The organism is Solibacillus sp. FSL K6-1554 (assembly GCF_038005185.1).
In the GTDB taxonomy this organism is placed as follows: domain Bacteria; phylum Bacillota; class Bacilli; order Bacillales_A; family Planococcaceae; genus Solibacillus; species Solibacillus silvestris.
In genome coordinates this window covers 3,111,124-3,127,578 of the sequence record NZ_JBBOSS010000001.1, presented here as the reverse complement: position 1 = coordinate 3,127,578, position 16,455 = coordinate 3,111,124, and the positions used below count along the sequence as shown (strand labels likewise).

The 16,455-nt window shown below is 39.1% G+C and carries 12 protein-coding genes and 1 pseudogene; 9 read left to right on the top strand and 4 right to left on the bottom strand.

What is annotated here, in order from left to right:
- Positions 1–6: 6 nt before the first annotated feature.
- Entirely contained in the window at positions 7–1,617 is a 1,611-nt protein-coding gene (locus tag MHB58_RS15620; RefSeq protein ID WP_340735535.1) for a (2,3-dihydroxybenzoyl)adenylate synthase, read from the bottom strand.
- 387 nt (positions 1,618–2,004) lie between these two features.
- Here MHB58_RS15620 and MHB58_RS15615 point away from each other — a divergent pair, with 387 nt between their 5' ends.
- The 7 genes from MHB58_RS15615 (at position 2,005) to MHB58_RS15585 (ending at position 9,353) form a co-directional block, all read left to right on the top strand.
- A complete protein-coding gene (locus MHB58_RS15615) occupies positions 2,005–3,252 on the top strand; it encodes an FG-GAP repeat domain-containing protein (protein ID WP_340735534.1) in 1,248 nt (415 codons plus the stop codon).
- 12 nt (positions 3,253–3,264) lie between these two features.
- Positions 3,265–3,963: a response regulator transcription factor gene (locus tag MHB58_RS15610; RefSeq protein WP_340735533.1), complete on the top strand. Its 699-nt coding sequence runs from the start codon at positions 3,265–3,267 to the stop codon at positions 3,961–3,963.
- Positions 3,960–5,339 carry a sensor histidine kinase gene (locus MHB58_RS15605; protein WP_340735532.1) on the top strand — a complete coding sequence of 460 codons (1,380 nt, stop codon included), beginning with the start codon at positions 3,960–3,962 and terminating at the stop codon, positions 5,337–5,339. The genes MHB58_RS15610 and MHB58_RS15605 overlap by 4 nt, the downstream gene beginning before the upstream one ends.
- Positions 5,340–5,358: 19 nt before the next feature.
- Complete coding sequence (locus MHB58_RS15600) at positions 5,359–6,165, top strand: lysozyme inhibitor LprI family protein (RefSeq protein WP_340735531.1); 807 nt, start codon at positions 5,359–5,361, stop codon at positions 6,163–6,165.
- A 315-nt stretch (positions 6,166–6,480) separates the two neighbouring features.
- Positions 6,481–7,227 carry an amidohydrolase family protein gene (locus tag MHB58_RS15595; protein ID WP_340735530.1) on the top strand — a complete coding sequence of 249 codons (747 nt, stop codon included), beginning with the start codon at positions 6,481–6,483 and terminating at the stop codon, positions 7,225–7,227.
- Between the two features lie 131 nt (positions 7,228–7,358).
- Positions 7,359–8,921 carry a BCCT family transporter gene (locus tag MHB58_RS15590; protein WP_340735529.1) on the top strand — a complete coding sequence of 521 codons (1,563 nt, stop codon included), beginning with the start codon at positions 7,359–7,361 and terminating at the stop codon, positions 8,919–8,921.
- Positions 8,922–9,047: 126 nt separating this feature from the next.
- On the top strand, positions 9,048–9,353 hold the full coding sequence (locus MHB58_RS15585; protein ID WP_008406077.1) for a DUF3243 domain-containing protein: 306 nt from the start codon (positions 9,048–9,050) through the stop codon (positions 9,351–9,353).
- A gap of 82 nt (positions 9,354–9,435) precedes the next feature.
- Here the strand turns inward: MHB58_RS15585 and MHB58_RS15580 are convergent, their stop codons facing one another.
- From MHB58_RS15580 to MHB58_RS15570, 3 genes are all read right to left on the bottom strand, one after another.
- On the bottom strand, positions 9,436–11,121 hold the full coding sequence (locus MHB58_RS15580) for a methyl-accepting chemotaxis protein (RefSeq protein ID WP_340735528.1): 1,686 nt from the start codon (positions 11,119–11,121) through the stop codon (positions 9,436–9,438).
- A 660-nt stretch (positions 11,122–11,781) separates the two neighbouring features.
- Positions 11,782–13,431, bottom strand: a complete 1,650-nt coding sequence (locus MHB58_RS15575; protein WP_340735527.1) for a methyl-accepting chemotaxis protein — start codon at positions 13,429–13,431, stop codon at positions 11,782–11,784.
- A gap of 19 nt (positions 13,432–13,450) precedes the next feature.
- The gene (locus tag MHB58_RS15570; protein WP_041865698.1) at positions 13,451–14,425 is read right to left on the bottom strand and encodes a BMP family lipoprotein; all 975 of its coding nucleotides are present in this window, start codon (positions 14,423–14,425) and stop codon (positions 13,451–13,453) included.
- A gap of 520 nt (positions 14,426–14,945) precedes the next feature.
- Between MHB58_RS15570 and MHB58_RS15565 the strand changes: the two genes are divergently transcribed.
- On the top strand, positions 14,946–16,214 hold the full coding sequence (locus MHB58_RS15565; RefSeq protein WP_340735526.1) for a histidine--tRNA ligase: 1,269 nt from the start codon (positions 14,946–14,948) through the stop codon (positions 16,212–16,214).
- Positions 16,215–16,234: 20 nt separating this feature from the next.
- A pseudogene (locus MHB58_RS15560) lies at positions 16,235–16,372 on the top strand (GNAT family N-acetyltransferase); the annotation flags it as partial.
- Positions 16,373–16,455 lie beyond the last annotated feature (83 nt).

Here is a 16,455-nt window from a genome sequence, read left to right as displayed (position 1 = left end):
AGTATTTTAATGTTGCAGTTGCTGTTCAAGTAAAAGGCGTAAATCCTTTTTCGAAACTTTACCTAGATGGGTCAATGGAAATTGCTCTACAAATAAGATTTCATCCGGAATTTTATAAGTAGCCAGCCCACGTTCACGCAAAAATGACTTTAGCTGGCGTTTCGTTACATCCGCATTTCTTAGAATAATGAAGGCACAGCTTTTTTCACCCATATAATAATCAGGCATCCCGACAATTGCCGCATCATGGACAGCAGGGTGGGCAAGCAGCATATTTTCCACTTCTTCCGCCGCGATTTTTTCCCCGCCGCGGTTTATTTGATCTTTTGCTCGGCCTTCTACGATTAAATAACCATCTTTCGTGCATCGGACAATATCACCAGTCCGGTAAAAACCATCTTTTGTGAACGCTTTTTCATTATGTTCAGGCGCTTTATAGTACCCTTGGATTGTATAAGGTCCACGCGTCAACAGATGACCTGTCTCACCAATAGGCAGTTCCTGATCTTCATCGTCGACAATTTTCACCTCATCATAAGGGGACATCGGGCGACCTTGTGTATGGATGACGATTTCATCAGGGTCATCCAATTTTGTGTAATTAACCAAACCTTCCGCCATCCCGAATACTTGCTGCAGCTGACAATCAAATACAGGACGCACCCGTTTCGCCGCTTCAGCACTGAATTTTGAGCCGCCAACAAGCATGACTTCCAAGCTTGATAAATCCTCCGTATGATTCGGCTTAATATCCAGCCAATGCAGCGCAAGGGAAGGAACAAGCGGCACCATTGTCACACGATGCTTTTCAATAAGCGGGAATGCAACATCCGAACTAGGTGAAGAACTTAAAACGATTTTACCGCCAGCATAAAGGGCTCCCAATATACCTGGAGAACTCATCGGATAATTATGAGAAACCGGTAGCACAACCAAAAATACCGTCTGTTCGGTCACCTGGCATTGTTCAACACTCAGCCTGATCGTGTACATATATTCATCATGTGTTCTTGGAATTAGCTTGGAAATTCCTGTACTCCCGCCAGATAGCTGCAAGAATGCTACTTCGCTCCCTCTAACTTCAGGGAACTCGATAGATTGTGTACTGAATAATGAATCAAATGACACAAACTCCTGCGCCTCGCCAAGAACGATGACATGCTCCAGCGAATGAACTGTGTGCTGAACTTCTCGCGCAAGACCTCGGTAGTCAAAGCCCCCAAAATGATCCATTACGATATAAGCCTTCGCTTCCGCAAATTCGCAGAAGTAGCGAATCTCATTAGAACGGTGAGAGGGGAGTGAAAAGACAGGCAGTGCACCAATCTTAAATAGGGCAAATACAATTTCCACATAACCCACCACATTCGGAAGCTGTACAACGACACGATCTTCTTTCTGAATCCCAAGCAGTAAAAGACCGGTTGCCAACTGGTCCACACGCTCATTAAGTTGTGCATATGTAAGTGATCGTTTATCATCCATAACTGCCACATTGTCAGCAAATTGACGAGCACGGTCTTCGAGCATCTGGCCGAAAGTTAAACCTACCCAACAACCAGTCTCCCGATAAAATTCAGCTCGATCAGCAGGCCACGGTGTAAATCCATTCAACATAGGCTGAAACCTCCTTTAATAAATCTTCAATTATCAACAAACCAACTAATGATATTGATAATCATTATCAATATGTTGTAACGGCTATGCTACGCTTTAAACGATTACTCGTCAACAATTGATGGACAATTTGATTCAATTAGACCAATCGCTCTGGTTCTTTTGACTTTTTTTAATAAAAATAAATTAATAGTAATGGCCTTAAAGAGGGATTTGTAAAATATGGGAGGGGAGTTTTCAAAAACTTGGGAAAGTATGTGATAAGCAAACTGAACTGTAACCTTTTTGTAACTCTTTCTACAGGAGTTGGCTTTATAATAAACTTATTCCAATTTATAGTGTTTTGAAAAAGATCAAAGCAAGCATTAGTTAGGGGTGCGTATGCACATGAGAAGAGGCATTGGATGGGTGACGATTTTAATGATCACATTGCTTTCGGGATGCGACCTTGTAAAATCCCCAAACGATTTAATTACTTCACCACAACAGCAAGACGAACAAAAAAGAAATCTGGAACAACAGATGAAAGGATTGTTACCATCGTCGAGTGAACTCGTCACACCTGTGCAAAGTGATAAAAATCAGTCCATTTTTATCGAGGATATGGATGATGACGGACAGCAAGAAGCATTTGTCTTATACAGAAATCCACAAGAGAAATCGCAAGTTCATGTTGTTGTTTTACAAGAAGAAGATAATGAATGGCGGGAAGCGACGCACATTGAACCAAATGGGCAAACAATCGATTATTTTGGCCTTCATGACTTAAATAAAGATGGTGTATTGGAAGTAGTAGTTGGGCTGGGAGAAAGTGAGTTTGAAACAAAAAAGCAGTTGATGATCTATGAATGGCAGGACAGTAGCTTGAAAAAGACCGTGGAACGCAGTTATGAAGGGCTTGATATTTCAGATTATAATGCTGATGAAAGATTGGAACTTCTGCTTATAGACGGTGAAAGAAGAGCATCGTATAGCGCCGAATTATATCACTATGAATTGGGAGATTTAGTATCCCTATCTGCTGTTCCTTTAAACAGCTATGCATTTCATCAGCGGATGAAGAGCGGAAATTTAAATGATGGGAATCACGCATTATTTATTGATAGTGCAATTGGTGTGAACTCCATGATTACTGAAATTATTGCTTTTGACGGTTCAGCCCTAATAAAGGTAGGCGGTGAACAAGGGGATCTCCCATTTAAATCGCTGTCTCTATATAGTACAGATCTTAATGAAGACGGCATAATTGAAGTCGGTGAAACGTATTTGCCAGAAGGATGGGTAGAAGAAGGTTCAACTGAAATCCCATACATAGTGCGCTATGTCACATATTCCATCAACGGCACTTCTAAAAAAGTAACAGAACGGGCTACCAACCTTGAACATACTTTTTATATAGAGATTCCGGAAAAATGGCACGGAAAAGTGACCATTAAGACGATAGAAAAATGCATCCAAATTATATCAATTGCAAACAATGATCTGCTGTTTGAAGTGCAATGGGCGAATAAAGAAACATATCATGCCGACCATAAAATATTAAAAGAAACAAAAGAGACAGTTTATTATACTACGATAGAAGAACACTTGGATTTTCCTGTTGAAACATTTCATTTGGAACAATACGAGTTTTAAGCGAGGGCAAATATGACAAACATCCTAGTTGTTGAAGATGAATTATCCATTCGCAGTTTTGTCTCATTAAGTTTGAGAAAGAAGGGCTATGATGTAGTGGAAGCCGAATCAGGCGAACAAGCAATAGAGTTTTTTCAAAATAGAAATTTTGATGTTATTTTGCTCGATTTAATGTTGCCGGGAATCGATGGATTTATAGTCTGCCAAGAGATCAGGAAAGTAAATCAAAAGGTGGGCATCATCATGATTACGGCCAAAACACAAGAGAAGGATAAAATAGATGGGCTTGTTATAGGGGCTGATGATTATTTATGCAAACCTTTTAGTCTAAAGGAACTGGAAGTGAGAATTTTTTCGCTTATGCGGAGAATAAATGTCGCTGACCAGGCAGAATCCCAAATTACCGATATGCTGATTTCCGAAGACTTTAAAATGGATTTAAAAAACAAGAAATTTTACAGCTTCGACGAAATAGTGAAGCTTACACCTACTGAATTTTCTCTCCTGCATTTTCTAATGGAGCATCCAAACGAATTGTTCACAAGGGATGAGTTATTGGATGCTGTATGGGGTGAAAATTATGTAGGTGAATTAAAAGTAGTGGACGTCAATATTAGACGGATTCGTCAGAAAATCGAAAAAGATCCCTCTTCCCCAATGTATTTATGTACGGAATGGGGACGGGGATACCTTTGGAAGGTTAACGAATGAAACGAAAAGTCATTCTTTATTTCATGATTATCATTATTTTGACGTTAACCCTTGTGATGACAGTGTTTTGGGGTGCAATGACAAAGTTTTATTACCAAGGAATCGCCAATACGTTTCAACAACATGTGGAAGCGATACATCCTAGATGGGCAAATGAAATCGAGCTTACTTCCGCTAGAATAAAAGATTTCAGTGACTTTGTTGTAAAAAGCTATGAGTTTGAAGGAGCCGAACTGCAACTGTTAAATAACGATGGTGAAATGATCCAGTCTTCTACAGGTTTTTATGAAGACACCAACTATAAAGTAGATCCGAATCTATTTTCGTCCAATAGTCCTTATTATGAAAAGGAAGAGCTTGAAAAGACAGGCGAGAAAGTTTTGGCTACGTATATCCCGCTGCTGCTGGATGGGGAAGTGATAGGCGTACTTCGTTATACTACATCCTTAACAGAGACAAATCTTCTCATTCAAAGACTGGTAGGATACGGGATCTTACTTTGTATCGGAGTTGCGGCAATTGTCTTTCTTGTAGCCCTTCAGCTTGCTCAGTCCATTGTGAAGCCTTTTAATGAAATCATTCAATTTACAGAGACAATGGCGAAAGGACAATTTGAAAAGAGAATCAAAGAAGATTTTCCGGATGAATTAGGCGAAATGTCAAAAACACTGAATTATATGGCGGATGAGATTGTCAAAACGGACACGTTAAAAAATGATTTTATTTCCTCGATTTCCCATGAGCTTCGGACACCGCTAACGGGAATAAAAGGATGGGCTGAAATGTTGGAGTCACCGGAAGGGTTAACTGATAAAGAAGTAAACTTTGGTTTACGCATGATTAACAGTGAATCCGATCGCCTCATAAAGTTAGTGGAGGATCTTCTGAACTTCTCAAGATATGAGTCAAACCGGATTGAGCTGCATCCGACAAAGTTTGTCTATGCGACTTTGATTGAAGAAGCGGCATTACAGTTGCAAAGTAAAGCGAATGAAAAGAATATCAGCATGAAACTTAACACTTCGCCAGTTAGCCTTTACGCCGATGAAGATAAAATCAGGCAAGTATTATTGAATATACTCGAAAATGCTATTAAGTTTTCGCCTCATAACAGCGAAATTAGTATAAAGCAGTACGTATTAAACGGAAAGGCGATTTGTACGATTCGAGATGATGGAATGGGAATAAAGGAAGAACAATTACAGCATATTATGAATTCTTTTTATAAAGCCGATGTGAAATCCGTTGGTGCCGGGCTCGGGTTAGCAATTTCCCGTACAATTATTTTAAAGCACGGCGGGACAATTGAAGTGAATAGCGCATATGGAAAAGGTACAGAAGTTTGTATTGAATTGCCCTTAAATAGCAGCATATAACAGAGAGAAGGAAAACAACATGAAAAAATTAGTAGGAATGTTTACCGTTTGCTTATTGTTAGTTGGCTGCGGTACAGAAAGCGAGGAACAACTAAAAGACAAAGTCATTGTAGCGTTGGAAAATGAAGAATATGATAAAGCGTTAATATTAATAGAGCAAAATTCAGGGGATAGCCAAATCGACGAAGAAACAAAAAATTTACATGCACAGCTTCTGGAATTTAAAGAAGTAGAGGAAGCAAGAAGCCATGCTGATTGGGATGGCGTTTTAGAAAAAGCACATACACTGCTGGAAAATCCTGAATTGGAACCTAATTTAAAAGCTGAGCTGGAGAACATGATTGAAGAAGCCGAACTGGAAATTAATAAAAGTATTAGAGAGAACTTTGAACAAAATTCCGCTAATGGTGATGAAGAAGGAAATCCCCCGCCAGGAGAAACTAAGTCATCCGAAGATTCTTCTGTCAGCTTGAACGAAAGATACCACGCTAAATTAGCAGAGGTTGAAAAAAGTGTAAAAGAGTTGGACGAAATTTTCACTCAAGGGACACAAGTAGAAATAACTGAAGCCCAGGGTGAAGTATATTCAAAATGGGATCAGTTATTAAATGAAATCTACGCTGAACTAAAAAACCAGCTGTCACCCGATGACATGAGCAAATTAAGAGTAGAGCAGCATGACTGGGTAGAATATCGCGATGAAAAGGCAACAGAGGACGCATTACAATATAAAGGCGGATCAATGGAAACACTACAATATGTAAGCACTCAAGCTCAGTTAACAAAAGAGCGATGCTATGAATTAGTCGATTTGTATATGAAATAGAGAAGGAACAAGAGGCTGTAGGGTTAATTTCTTACAGTCTTTTTTATAGAGTTTGCCAGGTTCCTCCTAGGTGTTCTAATAAATCTTAAATTGTTCTAATATCACAAAAAAGGTTCTAATAAAAACCGGAAGTTCTAATAAAATAGCCAAATGTTCGAATAACCCCGTCAGATGTGCAAATAAACCACTCGACTCTTCTAATAAGCAGCTGCTCTTTTCAAATATCCACACTAAATCTTCTAATAAAACTTCCCGCTATCATGAGACATATGTTGGCAAAAAATATATAGTAAAAACAAAAGGGGGAGAAGAGAAATGAGAATTTTTGATGCGCATTTTCATATTATCGATTATCAGTTTCCGATTATCGAAAGTCAGGGATATATGCCGCCAAGCTATGACGTTGCAGCATATAGCGAAGAAACAAAAGATTTATCGGTTCAAGGCGGGGCAATTGTTTCAGGGTCATTTCAAGGATTTGATCAAACGTATTTACTTGATTCGCTAAAGCAGCTTGGTCCGGCATTTTGCGGCGTGACACAATTGCCGTATACAGTGTCAGACGAAGAAATCGAAGCATTGCATAAAAATGGTGTGAGAGCATTGCGTTTTAACATTAAACGCGGTGGCTCGGAAGATTTATCCAAGCTCGATTATTTTGCGAGACGTGTGCATGAATTGGTCGGCTGGCATAGCGAGCTGTATATCGATGCGAAGGAATTGCCTGAAATTGCTGCAACGATTGGGAAATTACCGGCTATTTCGATCGATCATCTAGGGTTATCGGAAGAAGGTCTGCCGCATTTACTGAAGCTGGTCGATAAAGGGGTACGTGTGAAAGCGACCGGTTTTGGCCGAGTTGAATTAGATGTAAAAAAATCACTGCCGGAAATTTACAGCATTAACCCGGATGCACTTATGTTCGGGACGGACTTGCCATCGACCCGGGCAAAACGACCATTTGAAATTGCGGACATTACGCTGATCCAGCAACTTTTTGATGAACAAGCTAGCGATAAAATCTTCTATACGAATGCGTCGGCTTGGTATTTTGGCAAATAATAAAATTTAGCGAAGAATCCACTGAGCAAAGCTGAAATAATTATATAAAAATAGTAACAGCCTTTGTAATGATGTTTAAAAATAGCATAATATGGGTAATTTCTCTTCAATGTATTTAAAGAGGTGAACATATGAAAGGGAAATATTTTTCGAATACTGTATTTACAGTTTCAGCAGTATTTATATTAATCTGTGTTATTTTTGGAAGCATCGCACCAAAAGCGTTCAGTAATGTTGCTACATATTTATTTGGTTTGACAACCGACTATTTTGGCTGGTTTTACTTGCTCTCCGTTTTTATTATTATTGTATTTCTTTTAGTGCTGGCTATTTCCAAGTACGGGAAAATCCGTTTAGGAGGAAAAGATGCACAACCGGAATTTAAATTCCATACATGGATTGCACTATTATTTGCAGGGGGCCTTGGAATTGGGTTAGTTTTCTGGGGTGTGGCCGAGCCGATGAGTCATTACTTTAAAACACCATTTAACGATGTCCAGGCACAAACAACGGATGCTGCCCGTCTCGCAATGGGCTATGCCTTTTTCCACTGGGGGATTAGCCAATGGTCCGTATTTGCGATCATTGGGTTAGTTATGGCCTATATGCAGTTCAACAAAAAAAGAGATTTGTTAATATCTACAGCGTTAGAGCCTGTCACAGGAACAAATCAGGGCATTAAAAATACAGTTGATATATTGGCTGTTATTGCTACAGTAATGGGTGTTGCCACGTCAATCGGATTAGGTGTTTTACAAACGAACGGCGGTTTAAATGCCGTCTTTAACACACCGATTTCAATTTGGGTACAGCTAGCAATTATAGGTGTAGTTTTCATTGGATATATGGCATCTTCTATAAGCGGCCTGCAAAAGGGGATTCGTATATTAAGCAATGTAAACATGTACTTGGCCTTGATTTTACTAGTATTTGTTTTTGTTACAGGCCCTACAGTTTTCATATTGGAAAGTTTCGTTTTAGCAATCAGTGATTATATTACGAATTTCGTACAGTATAGCCTACGATTGCAGCCGTATGCAGGGGGAACGTGGGTGAAGGATTGGACAATTTTCTATTGGGCGTGGGCGATTGCCTGGTCACCTTTTGTCGGATCGTTCGTAGCACGTGTATCGAAAGGGCGTACAATCCGTGAATTTATCGTCGGCGTTTTAATCATTCCGCCGGTTATCTCTTGTTTCTGGATTGCGGTATTTGGCGGTTCAGCACTTTACTTTGATTTGAACAAAGGCACTACAATCGCCGAAGCAGTTGATACTGATCTGACTGTCGCCTTGTTCCTTATGCTGGAACAGCTTCCGTTAACAACGATTGCCTCGATTTTAGGGATTGTTTTAATTGTTATTTTCCTTATTACATCAGGAGATACAGCTACATTTATTATGGCAAGTATGACGGATAAAGGGACAATGAACCCTCATAATCGATTAAAAGTAATATGGGGTGTATTAATCGCTGCGATTGCAAGTGTACTATTGTTTTCAGGCGGGCTCGAAGCATTGCAAACAGCTTCCCTCATATCAGCCCTTCCTTTTACTGTCGTCATGCTCTTACTCATTGTATCCTTCTTTAAAATGATCCGACATGAAGTCATTCCTATTACGAAACGGGATGTCCGTCGTCATAAACGAATTATGGAACATATCGAAAAAAACGAAAATAATACAAACAAATAGATAAAGACCGGACAATCACCGTTAGGTAGTTCAAAATAATAGCTTTTATTAAAATAAAGTTTAATTACAAATAAGGCGGGTAATTGTTAGGGGAACGCCAAAACACAATCTAGGAGGAATTACAAAATGAGTGAAATGAATAACATTAACAAAAAACTTGAAGAATTATCTCCTGAAAAAAAAGATCAGATTTTAGAAAGTTTTTCAACGTTCAAAAGTTATTTGAACGACCAGCTTGCTAAAGGTGAACGATTAGGTTTGAGCGATGATATGTTGGCAAAAGGTGCCAAGTTTGTAGCGGATCATTTAGCTAAAAACGAAGAACCTCGAAACAGTGAAGAAAAAGTGCTGCAAGAATTATGGAAAGTAGCAGATGAAAATGAAAAGAAAGCATTGGCAAGTGTGCTAGTTAAAATGGTACAAGCAGATTAACACGTTGGATTAAGTTTAGTAGAATCCAATCATACAAAGAAACGCAAAAGCTGATTTGCAGCTTTTGCGTTTTTTATGTTTACTACACTTTAAATAGATTGATTTGTTCTTGAACTCCGACAGCGCCTTCACTCAATGATTGGGCGACCTCGTTAATCTCCTGCATTGTAGCAGTTTGTTCTTCAACTGCTGATAGGACAATGCCAATCTCACCGGCAGCGCTGTTAGCTGCATGAGCCATTTCAGCAATAGACGCTGCAACTTCCTCGGTACTTGCGGAAATTTGTTCGGACGATGCAGAAACTTCCTGAATTTGAGCAGTCATCTCTGTAATCGACCCGACAATATGATTAAACGAAACTTGCGCATTTTGTAAGTAGACAACACCTTGATCGACATTTTGAGCTGTTGTATTGACGCTTTCTTCAACTTCTCTCGTATCTTTTTGAATTGTCGATGTAAGGCCGGCAATTTGTGATGCCGAGCTTTTCGATTGCTCTGCCAGTTTGCGCACTTCGTCAGCGACAACGGCAAACCCTTTCCCATGTTCTCCTGCACGGGCTGCTTCAATTGCTGCATTTAGAGCAAGCAAGTTTGTCTGATCTGTAATATCCGTAATCACTTTTGTAATGTTCTCAATTTCGGCAGATTGTCTGCTCAGCTGTTTAATTTTTTCTTTTGTTTCATAAGAAGATTGCTGAATAACCGACATTTGCTGTTCGGCTGTCTGTAATGTATGACCACCTTCTCCTGCAATTGTCTGCATGTCCATCGCATGAGAGTTCAATACTTGCGCGGCTTCAGCGATTCGGCTTACACCTTGAGCTGTCTCATCCATAGCGACAGCACAATCATTACCGATTGCTGCAGAGTTACTACCGCTTTCAGCAACGGTTTCCACACGTTTTGCAATGTCAGCAGAAGCAGCCGACACTTCATCGGTACTGCTCGCCAGCTGTTCTGAAGCAGCTGTTGTACTTGAAACGTTCAACGATACATTACTGATTAAGCTGGAGAGACTGGCTTTCATGGCATTAAAGGCAGCCGCGAGTTCGCCAATCTCATCTTTCGTTTTCACATGAACATCTTCTTCTCGTAAATCCCCGTTTGCAATCACATGTGCCGCATTTGTTAATCTGTGTAAAGGGCGAGTAATGTTGAGTGTAATAAAGATGGCTAAGCATGATGCCAGTAAAATACCAATAACGGAAATGGTAATCATGAGTGCTTTACTGATTTTTGCACTTGCTGTTGTTTCATCGCTTGTTGTATGCATTTGTTCCTTTTGGACATCAACAATGCTGTTGATTGTTTGCTGAATCGAGCGGTTAGCAGGTACAGCAAATTCAAATAGCATATTATTAGCTTTTTCAAATTCATCGTTATCAATATAGTCAATAACTTGAGAAACATAGTCATTATATAAAGCTTGATTTTCTTTTAAAGTATTAATTTGTTCCTGCATATCAGCAGTTCTAAATAATCCTTCGATTTCACCGATTTTTTCTGCAATTGTTTCTCTTTGAGTAGTAAGGTTTTCTAAATCAGCTGAATCCTGACGTAAAACATAAGAGCGGATATACAGCCCTTGTAATGATGTCGCATTTTGGATTTCCGATAGTTCCGTTACTTTGTATACTCGATCTTCAATTAGGAACGAATAATCCTTATCGATTTCATTCATTTTAATGACAGAAAAAATTGAAAGAAAAATGAGAATTACAATAACGATACCAAAGCTACCGAACAGTTTCTTTCCAATATTCATATTTATTTACCTCCGAATTTCATAGTTAAAATATATCTATAACTTCGGTTTAAATTCAAAGTACTTAAGACTTACATTTGAAAAGAGGGAATACTTATTTAGTCTTAAATTAAAGTTTTGGCATTAAGTAATATTTCTATTGTTTTAAGTAGGATATTTCGTCATATTCCAGTTTAATGTATGGAATTAAGTTTCTGGGGTGCATTTTCTAATATATTGCCGGGTTGTTCTAATATAGCGAAAAATGTTTTAATAAAAGCTGGATGTACTAATATAAGTGCCCGTTGTTCTAATAAGTATCCGAGATGTTCAAATAAAGTCAGTGAATGTTCTAATATCACGGTGCAATCTACTAATATCGGATGCAACTCTTCTAATAAAACACCAAACCGTATACCACAAACCGCAAAACAAGGAAAACTACCTCAGCCAAATGCACATTTATTGAAAACTTCTAATAAACTTTGTCGGTGTTCTAATAACCCATCGCAATCTTCTAATATCATGCGCAACTCTTCTAATAAAATAGCAAACCATATCCCGCAAACCGGTACATAAGCAAACATCTCGCACCAGAAGTCCATTAAAAGAAAACTTCTAATAAAACCACCCAACCCCATAAGAAAAACCGAAACCCTATAAAAGGATTTCGGCATACAATTAAGTTCTAAACTTCGCCACAATACCTTGCAGCTCTTCGGCAAGATGGGCAAGGGAACCTGCTGCGGTATTTACTTCTGACATCGAGGCAAGCTGCTCTTCAGAAGCGGATGCAACCGACACGGCATTATCGGCCGTAGTTTCGGAGACTGCCGCCATTTGCAGTGATTGCTCTGATACAGTTGCCATTTTCGAATGAATACTATCAGAAACAGCTGTAATCTCGATTACCTGGTTTTGTACCTGACCGATAATAGCCAGAATTTCGTCAAACGTTGCCTTCGTATCATACGAAATTGTGATCCCCGCATTGACGCGATCCTTCACTTGCTGAATAGATGCAACGGTTGTCGTCGTATCATTTTCAATCTCAACGGCAATTCGCGAAATATCGGATACCGACTGCTTCGTCTGCTCGGACAGTTTTTTCACTTCATCCGCGACAACGGCAAAGCCTTTACCAGCTTCACCCGCACGCGCTGCTTCGATTGCAGCATTCAAGGCAAGCAGGTTCGTCTGATCGGAAATATCCTGTACAAGCTTTAGTATATTGACGATCTCAGTCGTACGGCTAGCAAGAAGTGTTAAAGAATCAGCTGTTTCATCGACTGTTGATTGAATGAGATTCATTTGGGATACAGTGTTTTCAACATATACCGAACCTTTTTCAATTTTTTCATTTGTAGAATTAGACAATGTTGTTGCCTGATTCGCCTGATTCGCAATTTCCTCAGCTTCTTCTAATACTTTTTGTGCAAAGGAGGCAGAGGCGTTCGACATTTCTTTTTGCTTGTCCGCTGCATCCGATACATTTTGAATGGAAGTGGAAATCAGTTCTGTGCCAAGCATTGTTTCATCGGCACTGGCCATCAGTTCCTCGGCAGATGCTGCAACCTGATCTGAACTGTCCGATACATGTGTAATGATTTCCTTTAAGTTGCCGGTCATTTGGCGGAATGAAACCTGCAGTTCGCCAACTTCATCGTCAGACTCTTTATCCTCAAACTGCACATTTAAATTCCCTGCAGCAATTTCTTTTGCACCTGCAGTTAATCGACTGATGCGGCCAACAATTCTGTTTGTAAAATACAGGGCCGATACAACGCTAATAATAATCAGTGCGATCGCTGAAATAATGGAAATCCATGTAATGGCATTAATTTTATTGCCAAGCTCTTGCTGCATTGCGGTATAGTTTGCACTGACATCACGTTTCAACTCGACTACATCATTGACAATTCCTCGTGTACGCTGGGATTGGCGCTTAATTTCCGCCACATTTGTTTCCTGTAGGGAAGCTGTAGTCGCTTCAGCAATTTTAGTGAATTTTTCTTCAAATTGTGCACTAATCTGACGTTGGCGATCTGTTGAAAAACTGCTTTGCAGACTATTGTAAATTTTTTCTGTTCGTGCTAAATCTGTTTCAATATTATACTTGTTGTTTTCAGACACATTGATCGAATAGACGCTCAATGATTTCTGCAGGCTTTGTACCGAGCTGTTTAATTCCTCAACAGCAACCAAGGAATCCACCACTTCTTCCGTTGATGCATTCAGGCTCATAAGCTGACTAATATTATAAGCGATAATACAGACAGCTAATATTAGCGGAAACAATGCCAATATTAATATTTTTTGTTTTAATTTCACTGTTGTACGATCCTTTCTTCTACTTAATCGTCAGTTGCCCGTCCGCAAGCTCCTGCTGTAGGTTTTCAATTTGCTTTTGTTCCTGTGCAGTTAAATTCACGACACGGATTGGTGCTAGACTTACACCATTTTCTTTAATGCCAAGCACTTTATCTTTTTCCGAAAGGGTCCCCGTTTCCGAAACTTCTTTAATTGCCTGATAAACAGCTGTATCTACCCGTTTCAGCATGGAAGAAACAATCGTATCTTCTGCAAGGAAAAACTGATCGCTGTCCACACCGAATGCATATACACCGGCTTTCTGTGCCGCTAAAATGGAGCCAACACCTGTAAAGCCTGCAGCGGGATAAATAAAGTCCGCGCCTTGTTCAATCATATCCTGTGCAATGGAGGCACCAAGCTGATCATCACCGAAATTCCCCGCATAAACGGATAGCATTTCTGTATCGGGATTTACTTGTTTGGCACCTGCTTTAAAACCGGTTTCAAAACGTTCGATTACCTCATTTTCAACACCACCGATAAATCCGATTGTATTGCTGTCTGATTTCATCGCAGCGAGTGCACCGAGTAAGTAGGAACCTTCATCTTCTTTAAATGTTATGTTATGAACATTCGGCAAGTCCGACACAGCATCGATTAATAAAAACTGCTCGTCCGGATTGGCAGCGGCAACGGCCTCCATATCCTCCTGGACCGTAAACCCGATTCCAATGATCAGATCCTGACCTTCCTCAACGAGCTCTTCCAGCCCTTGCTTATATGTACCGGTAAATTCAAGTTCACGGTAATCAAATGTTATATTTAATTCATCGCGTGCTTTTTCGAGACCTTCAAAAGCAATATCTGAAAACGACTGATCACCAAGTCCTGCATCTGACAGCATGACCCCAATTTTCACCCGTTCCTTTTTCTCTTCCTCTGACTTCTGTGAGCAGGCAGAGAGCACGACTACAACGAGAAGACTCATCAAAAACAACCATCTTCTTTTCATTTCATCAGTCCTTTACTTTAAATACATTATGTAGAGGTTCGACCTCCAACATTTTCAATTTTAACGTATACTTGTCATTTAATAAATGAAATAAAAAAATTATGCAGAAAATTAATAATTTTTGGGAGATTATGGGTAATCGAAATTTTATTAGAAGATAACTTGGGGATATTAGAAAAGATCCAAGCGTTATTAGAAAATCGGAAAGTCATATTAGAACATCTCAAATTAGATGAGTACTTCTCCAACTATAAAAAGAAAATTCTGAAACTTAAGTTGACACAATCTGGAAGCATGCAGTATAGTGTAGTAATTAAAAAGGGGGAAACTTTATGAAAGGGTTCATTTATACTCAACAGCAGTTTGCACAATTACATCTTCATACTAAGTAGTCTTGCTATCTTTATTAAATTTTTAATAATGAATAGGAAGACTTTTTCGCATTGAATCGTATAATAAAGCCGTTTTGGAGCTTTATCATTATACGATTTTTTTATTTCTCAAAAACAGGAGGATTCGTATGAAAAAAATGGACTATCAAAATGTAAAAGGAACACAGGATTACTTGCCGGCTCAGGAAGTTGTAAGACGCAACATTCGGCGCACTTTAGAAGATACGTTTATGTTGTACGGTTGTAAGCCATTGGAGACGCCGATATTAAACTATACAGAGTTAATGGCTTCCAAATATGCAGGCGGGGCTGAAATATTAAAGGAAATGTACACATTAACCGATCGAGGAGAACGCGATTTAGCGCTTCGTTATGATTTGACGATACCTTTTGCGAAAGTAATTGCGATGAATCCACAGCTTTCAATGCCATTTAAGCGCTATGAAATCGGAAAAGTCTTTCGGGATGGACCGATTAAAGCAGGGAGATTTAGAGAATTTACTCAATGCGATGTGGATGTAGTCGGTATCGAGTCACAGTCTGCAGAAGCTGAACTGATGGTGATGACAATCGATGCTTTTAACAAGCTAAATATTGAGATGTTGATTCAATTCAATAATCGCAAGCTATTAGCAGGGTTATTGCAATACTTTAAAGTCCCTCAACTAAAAATAAATAGCGTCATTCTCATACTGGACAAAATGGAGAAAATAGACCAAGTTACTTTACTGAAAGAACTGGAAGAACAGAACCTTTCACCTTCAACGATTGAGTTAATTAAGCAATTTTTAAATGCCAATCCGACAATTGCCTATTTTGAGAAGTACCGAGAGGAGAATGAATTAATTAAACAAGGCTATGAAGAATTAATCGAGCTTCAGGATTATTTACAAGTTTTAAATGTTGGTGAAAATTGTGTGTTTAACCCATTTTTAGCTCGAGGTCTGGAGATATATACAGGTTCCATTTATGAGCTGTTTTTAAAAGATGGTGCAATTAAATCAAGTATTGGAGGCGGTGGTCGTTACGATAATGCAATTGGAGGATTGATCGGTTCAGAGGAAAAGTTTTCGACTGTAGGTATCTCATTTGGTTTGGATGTTATTTATACAGCAATGGAGCAAAGAGAAAATAGTGAAGATCAGGCGTTGGTGGATATTTTTATTATTCCATTAAATACGCAAAAGGAAGCACTGCGTTTAGCATGGCAATTACGTCAGCAGGGAAATCGTGTAGAAGTTGAACTGAGTGGTAAGAAATTGCGGAAAGCAATGGAAAAGGCAAACCGCGAAAATATCCGGAAAGTGATCATTTTAGGAGAAAATGAAATGAAGTCAGGACGATATGAAATGAAAGATATGCAAACAGGAGAAGTGGAGCAATTTGAAATACTGTAATTTAGAAGGGAAGAGATGGGATGAATATTCGAAAAGCAAATAGAGACGATGCACCGGGGATTGCAAAAGTGCATGTTGATAGTTGGAGAACTACATATAAAGGCATTATACCCCAAAGCTTTTTAGATGAATTAAGCTATGAACAACGTACAAAACTGTGTATGGGATAGTGTAGAAAAAGTAATCCAACAATCAAAATAAAAAATTTACATTTTTTGGCTAAATAAAATAATTTTATTGA